The following is a 23,637-nucleotide window of genomic DNA, read 5'->3' on the forward strand; positions in this document are numbered from 1 at the left end:
GAACCTGTTTAAAAGTTAGCGTTGGGCAATTGACACAGACCGATGGCACATTTTTAGTTTCACGTAAACCAATCGCCAACTTTACATGGGATCAACTGAAAGGAAGTACATTTTTAGGGCAACGAAAAGGCGGTATGCCACAAATGGTCGGAGAATACGTTCTCAAACAACACGGCATTGACCCACACAAAGACTTAAATCTTATTCAAAATATTGAGTTTGCCAATATTGCCAATGCGTTTGCAAGCGGCACAGGCGATTTCGTTCAACTATTTGAACCGACTGCTAGCATTTTTGAACAAGAAGGAAAAGGATATATTGTCGCTTCATTCGGAACGGAATCTGGTCACCTCCCATATACAACATTTATGGCAAAACAAAGCTTCATTGATGAAAATCAAGATGTCATCGAAAAATTTACGCGTGCCCTTTATAAAGCACAACAATGGGTGCAAACACATGATGCGAAAGAAATTGCAACAGTCATTCAACCGTACTTTGAAAATACAGATATTGCTCTCATTGAAAAAGTCGTCGATCGCTATAAACAACAAGGTTCATACGCAACTGATCCGATTTTAGATGAAAAAGAATGGAACCATCTTCAAAACGTAATGAAAGAAGCGAATGAGTTGCCATCATACATTGATCACTCGATTTTAGTGAATACATCGTTCGCTGAAAAAGCGAAAAAGTAGGTGAACATCATGCCCATTTTAACAATTGATCAAGTGATGCACGCCTACGTCACAAACCAATCTGCCGTATTAGCACTTGATCACTTGTCGCTCAATGTCGAGAGGGGAGAATTTCTCTCCTTTCTCGGCCCAAGCGGCTGTGGAAAAACGACGCTTCTTTCAATTATTGCGGGATTGATCACTCCGACAAAAGGACGCGTGCTGATCGAAGGAAAAGAAATACACACCATGCGCCAAACGATTGGGTATATGCTTCAACATGATTACTTGTTCCCATGGAAAACAATCGAACAAAACGTGACTCTCGGATTAAAACTAACAGGTAAATATAGCGAGAAAACGAGGAGACAAACACTTGCCCTTTTACATCAAATCGGTCTGCGCGATGTCGATGACCGCTATCCTAATGAATTGTCAGGAGGAATGCGTCAGCGCGCTGCACTCGTGCGTACACTCGCAACCGATCCGAAAATATTATTGTTGGATGAACCTTTTTCTGCACTTGATTATCAAACAAAACTGAAACTAGAAGATCTCGTATGGGAGACGTTAAAACAATATCGAAAAACAGCGCTTCTCGTGACGCACGATATTGGTGAAGCCATCGCAATGAGCGATCGGATCGTTTTATTTACCGCAAAGCCGGGAAAAATTCAAAAAATCGTTACCGTTCCAGATTCATTAAAAGCTTGTACACCGTTTCAAGCTCGCCAACATCCAGATTTTTCACCGCTCTTTCAAATGATTTGGAAGGAGTTAGAGAGCATTGAACAAACATGAGTGGTTGCAACGTATATATGATCAATATATGGCATATGAAAAACGGGAAAAACAAATCGTCCGTTTTTTTCAAGTAATCATTGTCATTACGTTTTTTAGTTTATGGGAAATCGCAAGCCGATTTCATTGGATCGATCCTCTTTTATTTAGCTCACCGTCTTCGATTTGGTATTTGTTTATTACAAAAATACGCGATCACACATTGCTTACACATACAACTGTCACATTAACAGAGACGGTACTTGGCTTTATTGTAGGAACGATGATTGGCGTTTGTTTTGCTGCAATACTTTGGTGGTTTCCTCGCGTCTCAAAAATTGTTGATCCGTATTTAGTCATTTTAAATGCAATGCCAAAAGTAGCACTTGGACCAATTTTAATCGTCGCACTTGGACCAAATATGACATCCATTGTCGCAATGGGAGCGATCATTTCGATCATTATTACAACGATTGTCGTTTACACCTCATTTAAAGAAGTAGATGCAAACTATATCAAGGTACTTCAAACGTTCGGAGCAACGAAGCGGCAATGGTTTACAGAAGCCATTTTACCTGCTTCCTTTCCGACCATTATTTCAACGTTAAAAGTGAACGTTGGCTTATCTTGGGTCGGTGTGATCGTTGGTGAATTTCTCGTCTCTAAACAAGGGCTCGGTTATATGATTATTTACGGGTTCCAAGTATTTAACTTTACGCTCGTTTTATTAAGTTTGCTTATGATCGCTTTACTCTCTAGCATCATGTATCAGCTTGTCGGTTGGCTTGAAAAAAAATTAATGAAACGTGCATAGCCCCACCTTCAAAGAAAAAGCGGTGGGGTTTTAAATCATTCCCCGCCGCTGTAACTCTTGTTTTGTATATGCCCATACGCCATCTTTCATAATAAAACTAAATCGTTCATCTGTCGCTACGTCATCGGGAATTCGCTCCATTTGCACAGGACCGTTTGTTTCAAAATACGACTCTCTCTGTTCAAGAGAAGCCACATGGGCAAAATAAATATTTTTTACGATCGTTTCATTTGGACGTTTCACTTCATACTGTCCGATATACATGATCGTCTGAACAATACCCCCTGTTTCTTCTCTCACTTCGCGAATGGCTGCTTGTTGTGCCGTTTCTCCTTCTTCCACTTTTCCACCCGGAAACTCCCAACCCCGTATTTCGTGATTCGTCAACAACCAGCCATGATTGTAACGACAAATAACGAAAACATGTTTTGGATGTCTTGAAAAAGGATGGTCAGAAAAAGAAAGTCGAACATCGTATCCATAATAATCTTGAAATACTATCATCACCGTCTACCCTCAACTGTATGTTTTCTTTATTGTACCATACAGTACAATCGTCGACAGCTTTTATGGCTCTATCACTCCCATTTCTGCAATTTGTTGTTTCGCTTCTTTATCTCCAAGTTCATAAATCATCTCATACACTTTTTTCATTGCGTTGTCATACCCGTCGTTCGGCCGATCATAATGGTATTGCACATACGGCACATGTGCGCGCCAAAACGATTGCCAATCAGATGAATACATTTCATCAAAATACTCCCGTAATTGAATGATTTCTTCATCTGACGCCTCAATTCGAAACTCCCAAGGTGATGCCGTTTTCACTTGCGAAATTTCGCCACGAGCCACTGAAACATAGTACGTTTTTTTCATCTCCCCACCTCTTTTCCATTTGTTACGGTTAGTGTGAGTCGATTCATTTGTTTTCATGCAAAAAGGTGGGAACCCCCACCTTATCCAAGAAACGATTTTAACATCCACACATGCTTTTCTAAACTTTGGTGAATGCCTAAAAGCATATCGCCTGTTGTTTCATCATCAATTTGTCCAGCGTAATTCATGCCATCTTTTAATTCTTGAATCATCGTTTCAAAATCACGAACAATTTCGGCTACCATTTCTTCTGCTGTTTCATTTCCTTTTGCTTCATGTACAGAAGCTGTCGCTAAATAATCTTTCATCGTTGCTAGCGGTTTTCCACCTAATGCTAATAAACGTTCTGCTAACTCATCGATATGTAGTGCCGCTTCATTGTACAGTTCTTCAAATTTTGTATGCAACGTAAAGAATTGCGGACCTTTCACATACCAATGGTAGTTGTGTAATTTTACATATAACACGTTCCAGTTTGCAATTTGTTTGTTGACAATATCAATTAATTTTTCTTGCACGATTATTCCCTCCTCGATTATAATCTTTCCCCTTCTTCATTGTAACAAACAAAAAACATTTGGAAAATGATACGTTTTTGCATTAACATAAAATGTGGAGGGATGTATATGTTACTCACTTTTATTATCTCTATCATCATTGTATTTGTCGTACTCATCTTAAGCGTTTTAACGATTTCAAAAGCATACAAATACAAACATACTATTGATGAATTGCCAACTGAAAAAAACAAAGGTTCAGACATGTAACGCCTGAACCTTTGTCGTTTAGCCAAACACTTTTTTCAATTCTTCTTTTGATTGCGACAACCAGTAACGCATAAGCCGTTTGGCTCCTTCTAAATCATGTAATTTCGCTTGACCACATTCTTTTTCCGTTGCAGCTGGCACTTCTGTAACCGTCAATGCCTCATTCATTGTCGCTTCAAGCAAGTCAATAATTTCTTCGACTGCTGGCGTACCGCTAACGACTAAATAATAGCCTGTTTGACATCCCATCGGAGAAATGTCGATAATATCGAAATGATTGTATTTTTCAGCATGCTTACGAATGTGCACCGCTAGCAAATGTTCAAGCGTATGAATGGCTGCTGGTTGCATCGCTTCTTTATTTGGCTGGCAAAAGCGAATATCAAATTTATTCACAACACCGTCGCTGCCAACTTTATGAACGCCGCAATGGCGAACGTACGGTGCTTTGACCGCACAATGATCAAGCTCAAAGCTTTCTACTGAAGGCATACCTCTCACCTCTTTCTCAATTGTTACGTTTTTATCATACACAAAAGTCCGACTTTTTTCATCTTTTTTTGTTAGTATGATTTCAACTAACTATGTTACAATAAGGAAAAATAGGGGTAGGTGTATCATATGAAGCATATATTCATTTTACTGATTCGTTTTTATCAACGATTTATTTCCCCTTTAAAACCACCGACATGCCGGTTTTATCCTACTTGCTCGCATTATGGATTAGAAGCTATTCGTCGGTTTGGTGCGTTCAAAGGAGGCTATTTAACAATAAAACGCATTTTAAAGTGCCATCCGTTTCATCCCGGTGGATTTGATCCTGTACCAGAGAAAGAGGAAAAGTAATTGCCCTTTCTCTTTTTTTTCGATATGATAAGGAATGTAAATCGTAATAATTACGTTTTAAGAAAGGAGAAACGTATATGAAAGTGCCTGTTACCGTATTAAGTGGCTATTTAGGTTCTGGAAAAACGACATTGCTTAATCATATTTTAAACAATCGTGACGGATTAAAAATCGCTGTCATCGTCAATGACATGAGTGAAGTCAATATTGACGCTGAATTAATTAAACAAGGCGGTTTTTCACGCACAGAAGAAAAGCTTGTGCAAATCCAAAACGGCTGTATTTGTTGTACGTTACGAGAAGATTTAATGAAAGAAGTTGAAAATCTTGTTAATTCAGGAAATATCGATTATATCGTTATCGAATCATCGGGCATTAGCGAACCGATTCCTGTTGCTCAAACATTTACTTACATTGATGAGGAATTCGGGATCGACTTAACGTCAAAATGTCAATTAGATACGATGGTCACTGTTGTAGATGCCAATCGTTTTTGGCATGATTTTGCCTCCGGTGAAACGTTATTCGATCGTAAACAAGCAGTCGATGAAACAGATGTGCGTGAAGTCGTTGATTTATTAATCGACCAAATTGAATTTGCGAACGTGCTTATTTTAAATAAAATTGATTGTATTTCGGAAGAAGATGCGGACGAATTAGAAGCACTCCTTCGTAAATTAAACCCAGAAGCAAAAATCATTCGGACAACGTACGGAAAAGTGGCGCTTCATGACATTTTAAACACACGTTTATTTGACTTTGAAAAAGCGAGTCAATCGGCTGGATGGATAAAAGAACTAAACGAAGAACATACACCTGAAACAGAAGAATACGGCATTTCTTCCTTCGTATATCGCCGCCGTCGCCCGTTTCACCCTGAACGGCTTATGCATTGGCTTGAAAACTGGCCGGTTGAAGTCGTTCGTGCAAAGGGATTTTTCTGGCTCGCTTCACGCAACGATATGTGCGGACTTCTTTCACAAGCTGGACCATCCATTATGATTCAAGGGGCTGGCGAATGGATTGCCACATATCCTCCACATGAACGTGAACAAATTTTGCGACAAGAGCCAGAATTACGTGCCAAATGGAACGATACGTATGGTGATCGCATGACAGAACTCGTGTTTATTGGAATCGATATGGATGAACAAGCCATTTCTTCTTCACTCGATACATGCTTATTAACAGATGAAGAAATGAGCAAAGATTGGTCAACATTTGTCGATCCACTCCCACCATTTGTTTCTGTTTCATAGTTTTCAAATCGTAACGATTACGATATAATAAAACAGGAGTGAGAAAGATGTTATCTGATGATCAGAAACATCTTTCTTTATTTGGAAGGAGGAAGAAGATGAAGGTAAAAACCATTTTATCCATTATACTTGCAAGTACACTACTGCTGTTCGGATGCTCCCAACAAGAACAGACGAATGAACCGAAGAATGAGGAAAAAAACGATCAACTTATCGTTTATACAACTGTATACCCTCTTCAAGATTTTACTGAAAAAATTGGTGGCAAGCACGTTCAAGTGAAAAGCGTATACCCTCCCGGCGTTGATGTGCACACATACGAACCAACGGCAAAAACGATGCAACAAATCGCAGATGCTGACGCTTTCATTTACATCGGTCAAGGAATGGAAGGATTTGTTGATCGCGTTGTCCAAACGTTAGAAAATGAACACGTCAAGTTCGTAGAAGCAACAGCTGAGATGGAATTGCTTTCAGCCAACCATACTCATAGAGACGAACATGCCCACGGAGATGAAGATGAACATGCTCATGAAGTTGAACATGCTCACGGAGATGTCGATCCTCACGTCTGGTTAGATCCGATATATTCTATCCAAATGGCTGAAACGATTAAACAAACGTTAACAGAACTAAAACCTGAAGCAAAAGACGACTTTGAACAAAACTTTGCTTCGTTAAAACAGCAGCTTGAACAGCTCGATCAACAATTTCAACAACTGATGAAAGAGGCGAAAAGAAAAGATATTCTTGTTGCTCATGCCGCATACGGCTATTGGGAGAAACGATACGGCTTAAAACAAATAAGCGTAACCGGATTGTCACCAACAAATGAACCGTCACAAAAGCAACTTGCTTCAATCATCAAGGAAGCAAAAGGGCACGACGTGCGTTATATCTTTTTTGAGCAAAACGTAACATCAAAAATTGCTGAAGTTGTGAAAAATGAAATCGGAGCCGATGTACTTATCCTGCACAACTTAGAAGCACGAACAAATGATGATATAAAAAACAACAAAGACTACTTTGCAATTATGAATGACAACATCTCTGCACTAAAAAAAGCACTACAATAAGCGATCGTGACGGTCGCTTATTTTTTTGCATATTTTTTCCCTTTTCAAATCAAACTATGAAACGACAATGTATGGAAAGGGATGAACATTTCGGTATGGATCACGTATTAACAGCAAGAACGCTTTTTGGCACAACGATGGCATTTCATATTATTTTCGCGACGCTTGGGGTTGGGATTCCGTTTATGATTTTATTGGCCGAGCTACTATATCAAAAAACAAAAGATAGTGACTATGCGCTCATGGCAAATCGTTGGACGAAAGCGCTCGCCATTTTGCTCGGTGTAGCAATCCCGTCTGGAACGATTGCGGGCGTACAGCTTTCTCTTTTATGGCCGGGCTTTATGGAAGTGATCGGCAAAGTGATGGCACTCCCATTTCAAATTGAAATTTATGCGTTTTTCGTCGAAGCGTTGTTTTTATCCATTTACGTATATGCAGCTAACCGCATTTCTCCAACGATGCGCATCGTCAGCTTGACGTTTGTCGCCATTGGAGCGGCCGCTTCTGCCATTTTAATTACGAACGTACATGCCTTTGAAGGTACACCGACAGGCTTTCGTATCGAAAATGGACAAATTGTCGACGTCGATCCGTGGAAGGCGTTTTTTAATCCGAGCTTTGCTGTCACAGCTACACACGTTGTTTTATCAGCTTATATGACCGGAGCTTTTACGATTGCTTCCATCTCCGCCTATAAGATGTTGAAAAATAAACATAACGAACGCATTCAGCTTTTTCATAAAAAAGCACTGATGCTCGGGTTAACAGTTGGTGGCGTATTTTCTTTACTCACGGCCATAAACGGACACGAATCAGCTCAACTTCTTCATGAATATCAACCAGAAAAATTAGCTGCTGCTGAAGGATTGTTTGAAACGCAGTCACACGCCCCACTCGTTATCGGTGGTTTTACAGATCGCGAAACACAAACAGTAAAATGGGGCATTGAAATCCCGTGGCTGCTTAGCTTTTTAGCTGGTAATCGCTTCGATACCATCGTTGTCGGGTTAAATGATTTTCCTGAAGAATGGTGGCCTCCGCTATTCGTCCATACACTTTTTAACGCAATGGTCGGGATTGGCATGTTTCTGCTCCTCCTTTCGATCGTCGGATTCATTTGGCATCGCATAAGAAAACAACACATATTTCCGAACTGGTTTATGTGGACAGTTGTTACTGCTGGACCGCTCGCTCTTCTCGGCATTGAATTTGGCTGGATTTTTGCTTGCACAGGCAGACAACCGTGGGTTATTTATCGCATGATGACAACTGCAGAAGCTGTAACACAATCAACAAATTTAGGAACACTTTTTCTTTTGTTTACGTCCATTTACGTATTTTTACTCGTCGCAGTCGTACTCGTCTTGCGTTCTTATTTCCGCCGCCATCCGATTGAACAACACTTACCTACGCACATGTAGAAAGGAGCAAGATGATGACAGATGAATTAATTGCCATTTCAATTTTATGGGGATTTATTTTTATTTACGCCGTCATGGCGACGATGGACTTTGGAGCAGGGTTTTGGTCGATGGTATATATGAACCGCCCACAAACGAAAGCAACGAAAATCGCAAACCGATATTTATCACCGACATGGGAAGTGACGAACGTCTTTATCGTCGCGATAGTCGTGGCGATCGTCAGCTTTTTTCCAGGAGCAACGTTTATGCTTGGGACAATTTTACTTATACCCGGAAGCATTATTTTACTTTTGCTTACTATTCGTAGTGCATTTCTCGTTTTTTCGCACGTTGCTCCTAAATATGAAAAAGTGCTTGTTTACATTTCTGGTATAAGCGGCTTGCTTATTCCAGCATTTTTAATTAGCGTCTTGCCCATTACACATGGGTCTTTCGTTGAAACAGTCAATGGGGTCAGTCGTCTTCGGCTCGATCGGCTGTTTACAAGCCCACACGAATATGCGTTTATTGCCTTTGCGATTACAAGCACACTTTTTCTTTCTTCGCTTTTATTAGCAGACTACTCAAACGAAGCAAATGAAATAGAAGCGTATACGATTTATCACCGCGATGCGCTCATTATCGGGCCATTTGCTCTTCTTTCCTCTATTCTCATTATGGTCACGATGCGAAATGAAGCGCGTTGGCTATATGACGGAATGATGGCACGTTGGCCATGGCTTGTCGCTTCCGTCATATTGTTCCTTTTAGCTGGCGGGGCGCTTTTTCTTCCTTCATGGAAAAGAAAAAACGGACGCGGAATGCCACGTCTTGCGGTTGTAGCCATCGTCTTACAATATTTTTGTGCAAGTTACGCATATGGAAAAGCTCATTTACCATATATGATTTATCCGAATATGACAATTGAATCAGGGTTTACGCATCCGAATACATTTCGTGCCCTTTTTGCTACGTATATCGTTGGCTTTGCAATTTTATTTCCAGGATTCATTTATTTTTGGCGGCTGTTTATGAAAGATCGTCGCTACGTAGCAAATGATGAAAAATAATGATTGCAAATGTTGAAATTTTTCGCTATAGTTTTAAACGTAAACCTTTTTTGTACAATATATTGTGATAATAAAACAATATAATAACTATATATTGAAACCGACAAGTGAAGGTGTCCAAGCGGACTTAATAGGGAATCTGGTGAGAATCCAGAACTGTCCCCGCAACTGTGTGCGCAGACGAAATGGAAATAACACCACTGTATATGTCAGCTTTTCAGGCGCATATATGGGAAGGAATCCAAAGTAGGAAGAAGCGCGAGTCAGGAGACCTGCCTTCCTTGTATCGTTTCATATTCTTCGGGGATTGAGAAGATGAAACGATGGTGAAAGCATGCCTTTTTCCATCGTTTCATCCGCTCAATGAGGGCGGATGTTTTTATTTTTTTAGGGGAAGGGATGTTACATGATGCACGTAAAAGAAAAAACGGAAATGAATGAAGAAACGATTCGAACTTTGTTATTTCATATTTTCAAAGACTTTCCACACTTAGCGAGTGAGCGATACATCGAACGGACTGTACGGGCGCTTGCCCATACACAGCGATACAACGACATGATGAATAAACTTATTTTAAATGCGCTTGATGAAATCACAGTAGAACAGCCGGATTGGACGTTTGTTGCAGCTCGTCTCTATTTGCAACAGTTATACGACGAAGCAGCAACCAATCGCGGCTATAATGTATCCGACACATATTGTTATTTTTACGAATTGCAAACAATGCTCGTCGATCTCGGCATTTACGACTCGTTTTTATTGGAACGATATACGAAAAAAGAGCTGCAAGAAGCTGGCACATGGATTGACGCGAAAAAAGACGAGCTATTTACATACATCGGGTTAAAAACGCTCGTTGATCGCTATTTAGCGAAAGGATATAACGGCGAAATTTACGAACTTCCACAAGAGCGGTTTTTAACGATTGCTCTAACATTAATGGCATATGAACATCCGACAAAACGAATGGCACTAGCGAAAGAAGCGTATTGGGCACTATCGAACCAATACATGACTGTGGCTACACCAACGTACGCAAACGCAGGAAAGTCTTACGGTCAATTATCAAGTTGCTTTATTGATACAGTCGATGATAGTTTAATTGGCATTTATGAATCGAACACCGACATCGCTCGTTTATCAAAAGGTGGCGGTGGGATTGGTGTCTATTTAGGCAAAATTCGCGCGCGCAATTCCGATATTAAAGGGTTTAAAGGCGTCTCCTCTGGCGTCATTCCATGGATGCGCCAATTAAACAATACGGCTGTATCGGTGGATCAACTTGGTACACGTCAAGGGTCTATCGCTGTATATTTAGATGTTTGGCATAAAGATATTTTCTCATTTTTAGACGCGAAGCTAAACAACGGCGATGAACGGCAAAAATGCCATGATTTATTTTATGGCGTATGCATCCCTGATTTATTTATGGAACAAGTCGAAAAGCGTGGCGATTGGTATTTATTTGACCCACATGAAGTGAAAAAAGTGATGGGCTGGAAAGATAAAAACGGCAATCCATTAGGGCTAGAAGACTTTTATGATGAAGAACGAGGAAATGGCTCGTTCCGTGAAAAGTATGAGGAATGCATCAATTATCCAGCGTTAAGCAAAGAGCGCGTTCCTGCGATTGAAATCATGAAACGGATATTAAAGTCACAGTTAGAAACAGGAACGCCTTATATGTTTTATCGCGATGAAGCAAATCGTATGAATCCGAACAAACACGCAGGCATGATTTATTCTAGCAATTTATGTACAGAAATTATGCAAAACATGAGTCCAACGACCGTCACAAAAGAGTATACGCAAGATGGTGAAATTATCATTCATAAAAAACCTGGCGACTTTGTCGTTTGCAACTTATCGAGCATTCATTTAGCGCGTGCGGTACAAGATGATGTATTAGAGCGATTAATTCCGATTCAAGTGCGCATGCTCGATAACGTGATCGACTTAAACGAAAAGCGAATTGAAGTGTTGCAAGCTGTCCTCACAAATAAAAAATATCGCGCGATCGGACTAGGCGCCTTTTCTTGGCATCATTTATTAGCGTTAAAAGGAATCAAATGGAATAGCGAAGAAAGCGTACGACTGGCTGATGAGTTATTCGAGAAAATTGCTTACCTCACGATCAAAGCGAGCATGGAGCTTGCAAAAGAAAAAGGGGCATATCCAGCGTTTGAAGGCTCCGATTGGCATACAGGCGCATACTTTGAGTTACGTGGCTATCATTCCCATGGTGATTTAGACTGGGATCGTTTAAAACAACAAGTTATGCAATATGGCATTCGTAACGGTTATTTAATGGCCCCTGCGCCAAACGCTTCCACATCCGTTTTAGCAAACGGAACGGCATCGTGCGACCCTGTTTTTAACCGTTTATATTTCGAAGAAAAGAAAAATTATAAAATTCCCGTGACCGTCCCTGATTTAAACGCAAAAACGTTTTGGTTTTACGACAATGCCTATGAAGTGGATCAAAAGATGAGCATTCGTCAAAATGCCGCTAGACAAAAACATGTCGATCAGTCGTTAAGTTTTAATCTTTACGTATACAACACGATTAAAGCGAAAGATCTTTTGGATTTACATTTAACGGCATGGAAAGAACGGTTAAAATCAACGTATTACGTTCGCAGCACTGCCGTAACGATTGAAGAATGCGACGTTTGCTCATCGTAGGGGGATAAACAATGAACGTGCTTATTTGCTATACATCGAAAACGGGAAACACAAAAGAAGTCGCCTTGTTAATTGAAGAAGCTTTTTATTTGTATGGACATGCGGTGAAAACGATCAATGTTGAACATATGTTTGCGATCGAATCGCTCATTTCTAACGCGCACCTTCTTTTATTCGGTTCATATACATGGGGAAATGGACAACTTCCAGATGAAATGAGAAAGCTACTTCGTTTTCTTATCAAAGAACGAAATCTTCCTTTGCCTCCTGTTGCGCTGTTTGGCACAGGAGATCAAATGTGGCCAGACTATTGCCGCGCTGTCGATGAAATGGCGTACCATTTACAAAAAGTGACGACGGTGCTCGGCACGTTAAAAATTGAACAATCGCCGCGCGGACATCAACAACATTTACCGACTGTTTTCGTCCAGCAACTACTCAAGGAGGTTGACCGTTTTGTTATTGACGAAAGTAAAATTGCTCGAGCCGTCGCATCCAAATAAAGCAACAAGCATTATTAACGGAAAAGCAAGCGGCATTTTAAACTGGAACGATATTAAATATAGCCATTTTTATGATATATACAAAATGTTGCTAGGAAACTTTTGGACGCCATTTGAAATTAACATGTCTGATGATATTAAACAATGGCATGTGTTAAGCGAGCGGGAACGGGATGCATTTTTACACATTATCGGTTTGCTTTCAATTTTAGATTCTGTTCAACCAAATTTTATCGGAGCGATGAAAGAATACATTACCGATCCGAGCGTCAAAGCGATTTTTTCGATTATCGAACAGCAAGAAGTCGTCCATAATCAGTCGTACTCGTACGTTCTGGCATCCATCGAAAAATTATCCGAACAACATCGCGCGTTTGAAATGGCGCGCACGAATCCGCACATTTATAAACGAAATGAACACGTCATTCGCGTATATGAAGCATTTCGCGAGCAACCAACGGTGGAGACGTTTTGCCGCGCGCTCGTCGCTTCGCTCGTCTTAGAGGGGATTAATTTTTATTCTGGGTTTGCCTTTTTTTATAATTTGGCAAGAAACCAAAAAATGCTCAAAACATCAACGATGATTAGTTATATTAATAAAGATGAGCTATGCCATAGTTACTTTATTTCTCAACTTGTACGCGCGGTGTTATGGGAAAATCCACAAATTGATGAAAATGGAGCGTTTTCTGCGTGGATATATGACTATATCGACGAAGCCATTCGTTACGAAACAGAATGGTCGCGCTTTGTGTTGCGCGACATCGATGGCATTGATGTCATTGAAATGGAGAAATATATCGAATATCTCGGAAATAAGCGGCTGCGCATGCTTGGCTTAGACGATCGCTATGACGCGGATGAAAATAGCATGCCTTGGATTCGCGTCTTTAGCGATGAAAACGTAAACTTAGGCAAAACTGACTTTTTTGAAGCCCGTCCACGTTCATACACAAAAACAACCGATATTAATGGGTTTGATGAATTGTAAAAAACCGGGGGCACTACCCGGTTTTTTTACAATATGTTTCACTTGTAAAGGTAACATAAGATAAGCGATTTTTTATTACATGATGTATTTTTATTGTTTTCGGTTTTTGAGCGAAATGTTTTTCAAATTGTTGTAGTGCATCCCATGAAGAAATATGATTAACAACAAAAACATTCATACATGACGGGACAACGCCCGTTTCAGACGTACATGATACTGTAATAAATGCATCGTGTGCATCTAATATGTGAACAAACGACTGGTCGTTCGCCACGAAACGAAGCAAGTAATCCGTCATTTGTGCAATCATTTTATAGTATGTAACGGGAGAATCACAAGAAGCGATCGGAAACGATGATGTTGCCCGTTCAATTCCTTTTAGCAACGTAAGCGATGAACGATGAGGTGGAGATATGCTGTAATGATAAGTTAACACTTCATTCAAAAACGATTGCCACAATGTTCTCTCCTCCTTAGTTCACTCGTTTTAGCTCCCCCATTTGCTCAATGACAGATTGAATGGAACTCCATGAGCGCTTTACAAAGTAAATCGGCTTGTGTTGATCTTTTGCTTTTTGTTTAATGACTTTCGCTAAATTATGGTTAATATAATCCGTCATCACAAATACGATATCGACGTGCTCCGGTATTTGTCGTTTCACCATATTCACTTTTCGACCATCTAAATGAATAATTTCCTTAAATCCTGAGCTTTTTAATTTATCTGTAATGTTTCCTAAATGATCCGCACCAACAACTAATAACGATGACATATAACTCCCTCCAACTTTTTGTCTTATATTGCACAATTTCATTCTAATTGAGAATGATTATCTATGTCAACATTTGTTGATAAAAATTCTCGCTATTTTTGCTCATTTTTTCATGTTATGTCTTGTCAACGTTTTGTCTACACTAACATCAGTATAAAGAAAGGAGGGGAGTATGATGGCAAAAGATGTACTTTGTGAAGTGCAAAACTGCCAGTTTTGGTCACAAGGTAATCGATGTAGTGCAGACGCAATCTACGTCGTAAGTCACGCCGGCGCAACGGCAACAAGCTCCACAGAAACAGACTGTAAAACGTTCCAACCGACCGAATAACAGCACGACCTCTTGCTCATCGCAAGAGGTTTTCTCTTTTTTCATGTTAATAATCGTGGATAGACACATTTTTTTAAAATTATCGCCACAGTTTTGCAACATTTCTCTCATCTCTTCTTCACGTATTGAGGTTACTCTTATACATATGAAAAATATTTAGTATATCGGAGGGGGATATATGAGCGACGTACTTTTACTTAGCCGTTTTCAATTTGCCATTACGGTTTTTTATCATTTTTTATTCGTTCCGTTAACCATTGGGCTTATTGTTTTAATTGCATGGATGGAAGCGCAACATGTGCGAACGAAAAATCCGCTTTATCGACAAATGGCAGACTTTTGGGGGAAACTGTTTGCCATCAACTTCGTTCTCGGTGTAGTTACAGGTATCACGATGGAATTTCAATTCGGAACAAACTGGTCTGAGTATTCGAAATATATGGGGGATATTTTCGGCTCTCCTCTCGCCATTGAAGCGCTCGTTGCTTTCTTTTTAGAATCAACATTTATGGGCATTTGGCTATTCGGAAAAGATAAAATTTCACCGAAACTTCGTGCATTTTCGATTTGGATGGTTGCGCTCGGTACAAACATTTCAGCACTTTGGATTATTACAGCAAACGGTTTTATGCAAAATCCAGTTGGGTATATTGAAAAAAATGGACGTATCGAACTGCAAAACTTTTGGGAAGTGGTAACAAATCCATATGCTTGGCATATGTTTGTACACACTGTCGTTGGCTGTTATATCGTTGGAGCATTTTTTGTCATGGCGGTTAGTGCTTGGCATTTATTGCGTAAACAACATGTTGAATTTTTCAAAAAATCGTTTAAATATGGACTTATTTTAGGACTGATTGCCGCAACAGCGACACCGTTTATTGGTCATAAATCAGCATCATTTGCGGCAAAAATGCAACCTGCCAAAGGGGCAGCTCTCGAAGCCGTGTGGGAAACAAAAGAAAGTTTACCATTTCACATTATTCAAATTCCTGACCCAGAAAATGAGCGAAATATCGTTGAATTTTTAACGATTCCGAAGCTTGGTAGCTATTTTTACACACATTCGTTTGATGGGAAAGTCGTTGGATTCGATCAAATTCCAAAAAATGAACGTCCGAATGTTAACATCGTCTTTTATTCATTTCGTTTAATGGTGGCGCTCGGTTTATATTTTGTCGCTCTATTTTGGTACGGATTTTACTTATATCGCAAAAACAAATTAGTTGAATCACGACGTTTCTTAAAACTTGTCATGTATTCTGTATTGCTCCCGTATGTCGCTATCAATGCCGGCTGGGTCGTTGCGGAAGTCGGGCGTCAACCGTGGACGGTATATGGATTAATGCGCACAGCTGAAGCAGTATCACCTATTTCGCTTTCACAGATCCTATTCTCACTCGTCAGCTTAGTTTTGTTTTACACCATTTTGCTTATTGCAGACGTGTACTTAATGTTAAAATATGCGAAAAAAGGACCGTACACATCCACGGCTACGAAAGGTGGGGAAGTTCAACATGTCTCATGAAACAGTGGCGATCATTTGGTTTGGTCTATGGGGGCTCATTTGGACGATGTACTTCGTTTTAGATGGATATACGCTCGGTACAGGGATGTTATTTCCATTTTTAGCGAAAAATCGACAAGAACGAAATCAGCTACAAGAAGCTGTTGGACCGTTTTGGGGTGGCAATGAAGTCTGGTTAATTACAGCTGGCGGAGCCACATTTGCTGCGTTTCCAGCTGTTTACGCTGACTTATTTAGCTTCTTATATACGCCGATGATGCTCATTTTATTCGCGCTCTTTTTCCGTGCAGCTGGATTGGAATTTATGCATAAAGATGATGCACCACTTTGGCAAAAAAGCTGGAAATGGGCATTTACAATTAGCAGTTTTGCTTTAGCCCTTTTATTGGGTGTTGCGTTTGCGAATTTGTTTTACGGTTTAAAAATTGGTCCTTCTGGATATGAAGGAACGTTTTTTAGCTTACTTCATCCGTACGGTCTATTAGGCGGTTTATTATTTATTAGCTTATTTGCTGTCTCTGGTGCTCTTTGGGTGATGCTAAAAACGGTTGGAGAGGTAGTGGAACGAGCATATACAGTCGTTCGCCCAGCTGCTGTTGTTGCAGTTGTTACACTATCTATTTTCTTTGTCGCAACAAGTAATCGCACATCACTACTGAACAATTTTACAAAGTTCCCTATTCTTTGGATCATTCCAGCGCTTACTTTCGTATTTGCATTACTGATGTTATTGTTCGTTTGGCAAAAACGTATTGGACTTGCATTTACGAACATTTGCTTGACGATTTTTACACTTATGGCAACTGGTTTTATCGGCATGTTCCCAAATATGCTTCCTTCCCGCATCAACGATGAATATAGTACAACGCTTTTTGAAGCCGCAGGAAGTGAATTAAACTTAAAAATTATGCTCGGTGTCGCTATCGTCATGGTGCCGATCGTAGTGGGCTATCAGCTTTGGAGTTATAAATTGTTTAAAGAAAAAATTACGAAAGAAACAGCAAAAGGATATCAATAAGAGGAGGCGTCGGCTGCCTCCTCTTATTCATTGATCCAGTTTTTCAACTTACGGCGCATCAGTTTGTTTGCGGCATTGCGCGGTAAATGATCAACGATATAAATTCGTTTTGGAACTTTATATTTAGCCAATTTACTCATACAAAACAACTTTAATTGTTCTTCCGTTGCTGTTTGATCATGTAATACAACGAACGCATGTGGCACTTGTCCCCATGTTTCATCGACAACTCCAATGACCCCTGCTTCTTTTACTGCCTTATGTTCCAAAAGTACCGACTCAATTTCGGCAGGATATACATTTTCTCCACCAGAAATAATTAAATCTGAACGACGGTCAAGCACATATAAAAATCCTTCGTCATCCATATATCCGATATCCCCAGTATGTAGCCAACCATCTTTTAACACAGCCACTGTTCCTTCCTCATTTCTCCAATACCCTTTCATGACACTCGGACCTTTGACAACAATCTCTCCCACTTCATTTGCATTCAGTTGATGTCCTTCTTTTTCAATGCGAATGCTCATATGAAACAGCGGTTTTCCTGCTGAACCATGTTTATGAAGAGCATCTGGAGGTAATGTAGCCACTTGAGAAGCGGTTTCTGTCATACCATATGTTTGATATACAGGTATATTCCAATCGACACACGATTGCAATAATGGCTGTGAAACAGGTCCTCCTCCAACGAGCATGCAGCGAAATGATGAAGGATACGGCTGTTTTAGTTGTTGAATCATTTGTTGCACCATGGTGCTGACAGCGGACATTATCGTAACTTTTCCTTGGAAAATGAGTTCATTGCTTTGTTTCGCATCAAATGATGACATAATATAAACACTCATTCCATAAATGACACTCCGCATTAAAATCGACAAACCGCTAACATGAAAAAATGGAACAGCCGCAAGCCAACAATCTTTTTCATACAAGCCTATATTTAAAACGGAACCAATCGCACTCCACCAATGATTCCCATACGTTTGCATAACTCCTTTTGGCTTTCCTGTCGTCCCCGATGTATACATAATGGTTGCCACATCATCAAGATGGTACATCGTTTGCCATTCTCCATCTCGTTCACGGAGTTTTATAAATTCATTCCATTCAATTGCTCGTTCGTCTGGAAATGGCTCATCACAAATGACGAAACGCGCTCCACTATGATCCAATTGCCACTTTATTTCTTCTATTGATAAGCGTACGTTTTGTAACAAAACAATCGCTCCAACATAATGAAGCGCATGAATGGCTTCGACCATATGTATACTATTTTTCATTAAGATAGCTACAATATCGCCTTTTTTTACACCGAGATAAACAAATTGCCTTGCCCGCTTTACCGCCCGCTCATGGAGCTCAGCAAATGAAATCGCTTGTGTGTCATCATATAGCGCTACACGATTCGGAGTTAAATGTGCACGTTGACGTAGCCAATTTGGGATCATCTTCACACCACCTTCAAAAAAACAGCTTGATGTATGCACATCAAGCTGTTTTATTTTTATGGAAAACGCGGGAACTGCTTGAAGTCCGGTTTTCTCTTTTCTTTAAACGCATCGCGTCCTTCTTTCGCTTCGTCTGTTGTATAGTAAAGAAGTGTCGCATCTCCAGCAAGTTGTTGAATGCCTGCCAATCCATCAGTATCAGCGTTGAACGCAGCTTTTAAGAAGCGAATAGCTGTCGGGCTCTTTTCTAAAATTTCTTCCGCCCATTTCACCGTTTCTTCCTCTAACTGTTCAAGCGGAACAACTTTATTGACTAATCCCATCTCTAAGGCCTCTTGGGCATTGTATTGGCGACATAAATACCAAATTTCACGCGCTTTTTTATGACCGACAATGCGCGCCAAATAACCTGCTCCATATCCTCCATCAAAGCTACCGACTTTCGGACCTGTTTGACCAAAAATCGCATTATCTGCTGCAATCGTTAAGTCACAAACGACATGTAGCACGTGGCCACCGCCAATCGCATAACCTGCAACCATGGCAATAACCGGCTTCGGAATAACACGAATTAAACGCTGCAAGTCTAATACGTTTAAGCGTGGGATTTGATCGTCACCCACATATCCACCATGTCCACGTACTTTTTGGTCGCCACCCGAACAAAATGCTTTGCCTCCTGCTCCTGTTAAAATAATGACACCAATATTTGCATCATCACGCGCATACGCAAACGCATCAATCAATTCCATTACTGTTTTTGGACGAAATGCATTATGTACTTCGGGACGATTAATTGTAATTTTTGCAATGCCATTGTACGTTTCGTACAAAATATCTTCATATTCCCTCTCTTTCACCCATTCAATTGCCATGCAATAAACCTCCTCTTAACACAAATTGTTGAACAAGCGTACCAAAACGCTCACGCTGCTCCATATGCACAACGTGCCCGGCATGCGGGACGGTAATGAGCGTTCCGTTTGGTAATAATTGTACCATTTCTGACGCAATTCGACAAAACTTTTCATCATCTTCTCCACAAATCAACAATATCGGCATATGTAATTGATGCAACGTCTCCCACCAAGAAGGTTGTACCCCTGTCCCCATCCCACGCAAACTGTTCGCTAATCCAATCGCTGTATGTTGTAATCGTTCTTCCCGCAACGTTTGTTGCATACTTTTTGGTAGCCGTTGAAGAGAAGAAAATAAAGGGATGCTCTCCCAGCGATCGACGAATGAAACAACGCCATGTTTTTCAATGAACTGTGCTAATCGTTCATCTTCTTCGCGACGTTTCACTCGTTCTTCTTCCGTCTTTAAACCTGGCGAGCTACTTTCCAATATGAGTGTTTGAACGTACTGTGGATAACGAATCGCAAATGTGAGCGCAAGTCGCCCCCCCATGGAATATCCTAATATATGCGCTTTTTTTATTTCTAATTGTTCAAATAACATAGCAATATCTTTTGCAACGATCTCGATGTTATATCGCTTTACAGCCGAAGGAGCATCCGTTTGTCCGTGGCCAAGAATGTCGATGGCGATGCATTGCATATGTTGACTCCAAGTTGAAATAAACGGATGCCACGTTTGACAGCTACCTGTAAATCCATGTAGTAACAATAGCGGTTGTCCGCTTCCGTACATTTCCACATAATACGTTTGCCCTTGGACGACAAACTTCATGCTCATTCCCCTTTATTCAACAAGTTGGACATTTCCTGGGAAACATCTTTCCACAATTTCCGGTGAATTTTGACATTATATTCACGTGATGTCGGAACTTCAATGACATTTAATGCCGGGCGCAAAAGGGCATCCGTCACCGCCTGTCGAAAATGTTCCCACGTTTCTACTTTTTCATAATGCCCATTATACATGTCGACAACATGCTGAAATGATAAATCCGTTGGCGTGCCAAATAACCGTTCAAAATGCTTTGGTTCATTCGCTTGTGGCAAGAATGAAAAAATGCCTCCACCGTTATTATTTAGTACGATGATCGTCGCATGTAGCTTTTGTAATTTCGCAGCTAACAAACCGTTTAAATCATGATAAAATGACAAATCCCCAATCACTAACACAAGTGGTTGAGCAACGTAACTTGCCCCAAGAGCACTCGATACAACTCCATCAATGCCGTTTGCCCCACGATTCGCCAGTAAACGAATTCGCTTATGTGATGACATGAAAAACGTATCCGCATCGCGAATAGGCATACTATTCCCAACGAAAAGAGTTGCTTCATCTGGTAATAACTGAGCAAGTTCAATAAATACTTTCCCTTCAAACATATCCGTTTCTTCTTCTGCTCTCAACAAAATTCGTTTTGCACGTTCATTCATGTGTTGCCATTGGCTCATCCATTGCGACGAACGAGATATAGTAGACGCACGTCGAGCTAAATCATAACAAAATTGAACCTCATTCGCTTCTATCAGTACTTGAAGCGATAACGTTGGATCCCGCCATTGCCCCACTTCATCGACAACCATTTGCTTAATTTGTTTATGCTCCTGCAACCAAATATAAAGCGATTTCGATACAGGCATCGCTCCGAAGCGAATAACGACATCCGGAACAAATCGATTCGCAAACGCTTCATTTTTTAGCATCGCATCATACGATTCAATAATAAATTGTTTCTCATGTGTACCTGTTCGTAATGGAGAAAGAGGATCTGCTAAAATAGGGTATTGCAATGCTTCTGCTAGCTTCACAACTGCGTCAGAAAACCCTTCGATATGCAAATCTCCACATATAATGACCCCTTTTTCTACACCGCTCAACTCCGCATATAACTCATCGATCATTTCTTCACAAAGATGTTTGTTTCCTTTATATACGATGCGAGCTGGAGGAGATAGCGAAAACAGCGGTTCATTGATCGTTGGAACGAGCGGTTCACGCAATGGGACGTTAATATGAACCGGTCCTTTTGGAACAGACGATGCAACAGATACAGCACGAGCGGCGACCATTTCTGCATAACGAAGCATCCGCTCGTTTCCTTCTGGAAGCGCCATATCAACGAACCATTTTACATACGGACCGTATATATGCAACTGGTCAATTGCTTGTGGAGCCCCGACATCACGCAGTTCATGAGGTCGGTCGGCCGTAATCACAACGAGCGGAACACGTGCATAGTAAGCTTCGACGATTGCCGGATAATAATTTGCTACTGCTGTTCCCGATGTACAAACAAGAGCAACCGGATTACCAGAAGCTTTCGCCATACCTAACGCAAAAAAAGCGGCAGAACGTTCGTCAATATGAACGTGAGTATTTAGCATCGGATGTTCAGCCATAGCCATTGCAAGAGGAGTAGAGCGAGATCCAGGACTAATTACAACTTGTTGAACGCCCATATGAGCGAATTGATTAACAAATGCTGCAACATATGCCGTCATTTCATTCATTCTCGTTCCCCCTCTAACGCTAATAACATCGGCTTGAACTTTACATTCGTTTCCTCGTACTCACTATGTGGATCAGAATGAGCAACAATGCCACACCCAGCAAACAAATGTGCCTCATTGTCTCCAAGTAATGCAGAACGAATCGCTACCGCAAACTCTCCATTTCCATTCGCATCAACCCAACCAATTGGGGCAGCGTACCATCCACGATCAAGTGGCTCAATCTCCCGAATCGTCTGTACCGCCTTTTCTTTCGGAAATCCCCCGAGCGCAGGGGTTGGATGAAGCCGTTCAACGAGTGAGAAAATCGAGATCCCTTCTTTCGTTTTTGCCTGAACAGGTGTATATAAATGTTGAATATGTCTCATTTTTAAAAGAGTCGGTTCACTCGGAACGACGACTTCGGTACATACTTCATTCATCGCTCGTTCAATCATATCGACAACAAATGCATGCTCGCGACGATTTTTATCGTCTTGAAGCAGCCAACGTCCAAGTTCTTCATCTTCTTTGATTGTACGTCCACGACGAATCGATCCGGCCAGACAAGCTGTTTCACACATGCCCCCGTCCTTTCTTACAAGTTGCTCTGGAGAAGCCCCAATGAAGCAAGTAGAGCCATTTTCAAAAGCAAAAATGTAGCTCATCGGTTGTTGCTCACGTAAAGCACGTAACACATGAGAACGATCAATTCGATGAGAAAAAGAAAGAAATAATTCGCGTGCTAAAACGACTTTTTCAATTGCTTTATTTTGAATGAGATCCGTTGCATAATGAACAGCACGAATCCATCGGTCACGAGCGACTTCTTCTTTTTTGACAACGTAAGCACGATGCCATTCACTGTCACCACGTATGTGAAACAAGGAATCGATCATTTCTTCGAGCTGATCGAGCGATTCATGAACGACGTTGACCGTTAACCATGTTTCATCTCGCTGCTTTGTTAACAAAAATGTAGGCACAACAAATTGAGCAGAAGGAAATTGACTCCAATGTTTATCCGACCGTTTTAGCGGGTCAAAGGCAAACCCTCCAAACATCAGTGGCCCTTGACCTTCAATGAAAGCGTCTTCTGCAATTTGTCTCCATTCTCGTTCAACTTCACGGAACCGCTTTTTCGTCTTTTCTTCGCTTTTTATAACGTGCGCATGACCTAGTCCAACAAACGTTTGTTCGCACAAGTAATCCGACCAATAGAAACGTTGTCCATGAAATAACGTTTCACCTGCAGCGAAAAAATCAAGCGGATCGATTTGCTCCATTTTTATGGTGACACTAACCATATGCTGTTTTTTCTTCAATACATCACGCAATTGGTCAATAACTTTGTTTTGATATAAAGTAACCACCTTTT

At 40.7% G+C, this 23,637-nt stretch carries 25 protein-coding genes, 1 pseudogene and 1 riboswitch; of the genes and pseudogenes, 15 read left to right on the forward strand and 11 right to left on the reverse strand.

Going from position 1 to position 23,637, the window contains the following annotated elements; genetic code table 11:
- Nucleotides 1-14: 14 nt before the first annotated feature.
- The 3 genes and pseudogenes from CS060_RS04460 to CS060_RS04470 all read left to right on the forward strand — a co-directional run.
- Nucleotides 15-698: pseudogene (locus tag CS060_RS04460) on the forward strand (ABC transporter substrate-binding protein); the annotation flags it as partial.
- Nucleotides 699-707: 9 nt separating this feature from the next.
- A complete protein-coding gene (locus CS060_RS04465) occupies nucleotides 708-1,478 on the forward strand; it encodes an ABC transporter ATP-binding protein (protein ID WP_035047919.1) in 771 nt (256 codons plus the stop codon).
- The gene (locus CS060_RS04470; protein ID WP_035047902.1) at nucleotides 1,465-2,271 is read left to right on the forward strand and encodes an ABC transporter permease; all 807 of its coding nucleotides are present in this window, start codon (nucleotides 1,465-1,467) and stop codon (nucleotides 2,269-2,271) included. Before CS060_RS04465 ends, CS060_RS04470 begins: the two co-directional genes overlap by 14 nt.
- Before the next feature lie 30 nt (nucleotides 2,272-2,301).
- On the opposite strand, the gene ytkD is transcribed toward CS060_RS04470, so the two are convergent.
- The 3 genes from ytkD to CS060_RS04485 form a co-directional block, all read right to left on the reverse strand.
- Nucleotides 2,302-2,775, reverse strand: coding sequence for an RNA deprotection pyrophosphohydrolase (gene ytkD, locus CS060_RS04475; RefSeq protein WP_035047905.1), 474 nt, complete (start codon nucleotides 2,773-2,775; stop codon nucleotides 2,302-2,304).
- Nucleotides 2,776-2,838: 63 nt separating this feature from the next.
- A complete protein-coding gene (locus CS060_RS04480) occupies nucleotides 2,839-3,147 on the reverse strand; it encodes a hypothetical protein (RefSeq protein ID WP_035047908.1) in 309 nt (102 codons plus the stop codon).
- A gap of 80 nt (nucleotides 3,148-3,227) precedes the next feature.
- A complete protein-coding gene (locus tag CS060_RS04485; RefSeq protein WP_035047911.1) occupies nucleotides 3,228-3,665 on the reverse strand; it encodes a Dps family protein in 438 nt (145 codons plus the stop codon).
- Nucleotides 3,666-3,773: 108 nt separating this feature from the next.
- Here CS060_RS04485 and ytzI point away from each other — a divergent pair, with 108 nt between their 5' ends.
- Nucleotides 3,774-3,914 carry a YtzI protein gene (gene ytzI, locus CS060_RS04490; RefSeq protein ID WP_021095548.1) on the forward strand — a complete coding sequence of 47 codons (141 nt, stop codon included), beginning with the start codon at nucleotides 3,774-3,776 and terminating at the stop codon, nucleotides 3,912-3,914.
- 18 nt (nucleotides 3,915-3,932) lie between these two features.
- Here the strand turns inward: ytzI and CS060_RS04495 are convergent, their stop codons facing one another.
- Entirely contained in the window at nucleotides 3,933-4,406 is a 474-nt protein-coding gene (locus CS060_RS04495) for an S-ribosylhomocysteine lyase (RefSeq protein WP_035048681.1), read from the reverse strand.
- A 129-nt stretch (nucleotides 4,407-4,535) separates the two neighbouring features.
- On the opposite strand from CS060_RS04495, the gene yidD reads away from it, so the two are divergent.
- From yidD to CS060_RS04535, 8 genes are all read left to right on the forward strand, one after another.
- Nucleotides 4,536-4,760 (forward strand): membrane protein insertion efficiency factor YidD, encoded by a 225-nt coding sequence (gene yidD / locus CS060_RS04500; protein WP_006320666.1) that lies wholly within the window; start codon nucleotides 4,536-4,538, stop codon nucleotides 4,758-4,760.
- 77 nt (nucleotides 4,761-4,837) lie between these two features.
- Entirely contained in the window at nucleotides 4,838-6,019 is a 1,182-nt protein-coding gene (locus CS060_RS04505) for a GTP-binding protein (protein ID WP_035048680.1), read from the forward strand.
- Between the two features lie 98 nt (nucleotides 6,020-6,117).
- Complete coding sequence (locus CS060_RS04510; protein WP_099668725.1) at nucleotides 6,118-7,095, forward strand: metal ABC transporter substrate-binding protein; 978 nt, start codon at nucleotides 6,118-6,120, stop codon at nucleotides 7,093-7,095.
- Nucleotides 7,096-7,190: 95 nt separating this feature from the next.
- Nucleotides 7,191-8,519 (forward strand): cytochrome ubiquinol oxidase subunit I, encoded by a 1,329-nt coding sequence (locus CS060_RS04515; RefSeq protein ID WP_035048687.1) that lies wholly within the window; start codon nucleotides 7,191-7,193, stop codon nucleotides 8,517-8,519.
- A 14-nt stretch (nucleotides 8,520-8,533) separates the two neighbouring features.
- Entirely contained in the window at nucleotides 8,534-9,571 is a 1,038-nt protein-coding gene (locus tag CS060_RS04520) for a cytochrome d ubiquinol oxidase subunit II (protein ID WP_035048683.1), read from the forward strand.
- 94 nt (nucleotides 9,572-9,665) lie between these two features.
- A riboswitch (cobalamin riboswitch) is annotated at nucleotides 9,666-9,866 on the forward strand.
- Nucleotides 9,867-9,980: 114 nt separating this feature from the next.
- Nucleotides 9,981-12,257: a ribonucleoside-diphosphate reductase subunit alpha gene (locus tag CS060_RS04525; RefSeq protein ID WP_369795731.1), complete on the forward strand. Its 2,277-nt coding sequence runs from the start codon at nucleotides 9,981-9,983 to the stop codon at nucleotides 12,255-12,257.
- Between the two features lie 11 nt (nucleotides 12,258-12,268).
- On the forward strand, nucleotides 12,269-12,760 hold the full coding sequence (locus tag CS060_RS04530; protein WP_035048678.1) for a flavodoxin domain-containing protein: 492 nt from the start codon (nucleotides 12,269-12,271) through the stop codon (nucleotides 12,758-12,760).
- On the forward strand, nucleotides 12,714-13,751 hold the full coding sequence (locus tag CS060_RS04535) for a ribonucleotide-diphosphate reductase subunit beta (protein ID WP_099668726.1): 1,038 nt from the start codon (nucleotides 12,714-12,716) through the stop codon (nucleotides 13,749-13,751). The genes CS060_RS04530 and CS060_RS04535 overlap by 47 nt, the downstream gene beginning before the upstream one ends.
- A gap of 13 nt (nucleotides 13,752-13,764) precedes the next feature.
- On the opposite strand, the gene CS060_RS04540 is transcribed toward CS060_RS04535, so the two are convergent.
- Nucleotides 13,765-14,211, reverse strand: a complete 447-nt coding sequence (locus CS060_RS04540; RefSeq protein ID WP_035048677.1) for a hypothetical protein — start codon at nucleotides 14,209-14,211, stop codon at nucleotides 13,765-13,767.
- 13 nt (nucleotides 14,212-14,224) lie between these two features.
- Complete coding sequence (locus CS060_RS04545; protein ID WP_035048676.1) at nucleotides 14,225-14,524, reverse strand: DUF2325 domain-containing protein; 300 nt, start codon at nucleotides 14,522-14,524, stop codon at nucleotides 14,225-14,227.
- Nucleotides 14,525-14,699: 175 nt separating this feature from the next.
- Here CS060_RS04545 and CS060_RS04550 point away from each other — a divergent pair, with 175 nt between their 5' ends.
- From CS060_RS04550 to cydB, 3 genes are all read left to right on the forward strand, one after another.
- Nucleotides 14,700-14,855: a DUF1540 domain-containing protein gene (locus CS060_RS04550; protein WP_069201719.1), complete on the forward strand. Its 156-nt coding sequence runs from the start codon at nucleotides 14,700-14,702 to the stop codon at nucleotides 14,853-14,855.
- A 178-nt stretch (nucleotides 14,856-15,033) separates the two neighbouring features.
- Entirely contained in the window at nucleotides 15,034-16,383 is a 1,350-nt protein-coding gene (locus CS060_RS04555) for a cytochrome ubiquinol oxidase subunit I (protein WP_099668727.1), read from the forward strand.
- Entirely contained in the window at nucleotides 16,373-17,401 is a 1,029-nt protein-coding gene (gene cydB, locus CS060_RS04560) for a cytochrome d ubiquinol oxidase subunit II (RefSeq protein ID WP_035048673.1), read from the forward strand. The genes CS060_RS04555 and cydB overlap by 11 nt, the downstream gene beginning before the upstream one ends.
- A gap of 23 nt (nucleotides 17,402-17,424) precedes the next feature.
- Here the strand turns inward: cydB and CS060_RS04565 are convergent, their stop codons facing one another.
- The 5 genes from CS060_RS04565 to CS060_RS04585 are packed head-to-tail and all read right to left on the reverse strand — an operon-like array spanning nucleotide 17,425 to nucleotide 23,632.
- On the reverse strand, nucleotides 17,425-18,852 hold the full coding sequence (locus CS060_RS04565) for an o-succinylbenzoate--CoA ligase (protein ID WP_035048671.1): 1,428 nt from the start codon (nucleotides 18,850-18,852) through the stop codon (nucleotides 17,425-17,427).
- A 56-nt stretch (nucleotides 18,853-18,908) separates the two neighbouring features.
- Nucleotides 18,909-19,727, reverse strand: coding sequence for a 1,4-dihydroxy-2-naphthoyl-CoA synthase (gene menB, locus CS060_RS04570; RefSeq protein WP_035048670.1), 819 nt, complete (start codon nucleotides 19,725-19,727; stop codon nucleotides 18,909-18,911).
- Entirely contained in the window at nucleotides 19,717-20,544 is an 828-nt protein-coding gene (gene menH, locus CS060_RS04575; protein WP_035048669.1) for a 2-succinyl-6-hydroxy-2,4-cyclohexadiene-1-carboxylate synthase, read from the reverse strand. The genes menB and menH overlap by 11 nt, the downstream gene beginning before the upstream one ends.
- A gap of 2 nt (nucleotides 20,545-20,546) precedes the next feature.
- Nucleotides 20,547-22,280: a 2-succinyl-5-enolpyruvyl-6-hydroxy-3-cyclohexene-1-carboxylic-acid synthase gene (gene menD / locus CS060_RS04580; protein WP_035048668.1), complete on the reverse strand. Its 1,734-nt coding sequence runs from the start codon at nucleotides 22,278-22,280 to the stop codon at nucleotides 20,547-20,549.
- Nucleotides 22,277-23,632, reverse strand: a complete 1,356-nt coding sequence (locus tag CS060_RS04585) for an isochorismate synthase (protein ID WP_035048665.1) — start codon at nucleotides 23,630-23,632, stop codon at nucleotides 22,277-22,279. The genes menD and CS060_RS04585 overlap by 4 nt, the downstream gene beginning before the upstream one ends.
- Nucleotides 23,633-23,637: the final 5 nt, after the last annotated feature.

It is taken from the genome of Anoxybacillus flavithermus (genome assembly GCF_002742685.1).
GTDB lineage: Bacteria > Bacillota > Bacilli > Bacillales > Anoxybacillaceae > Anoxybacillus > Anoxybacillus flavithermus_E.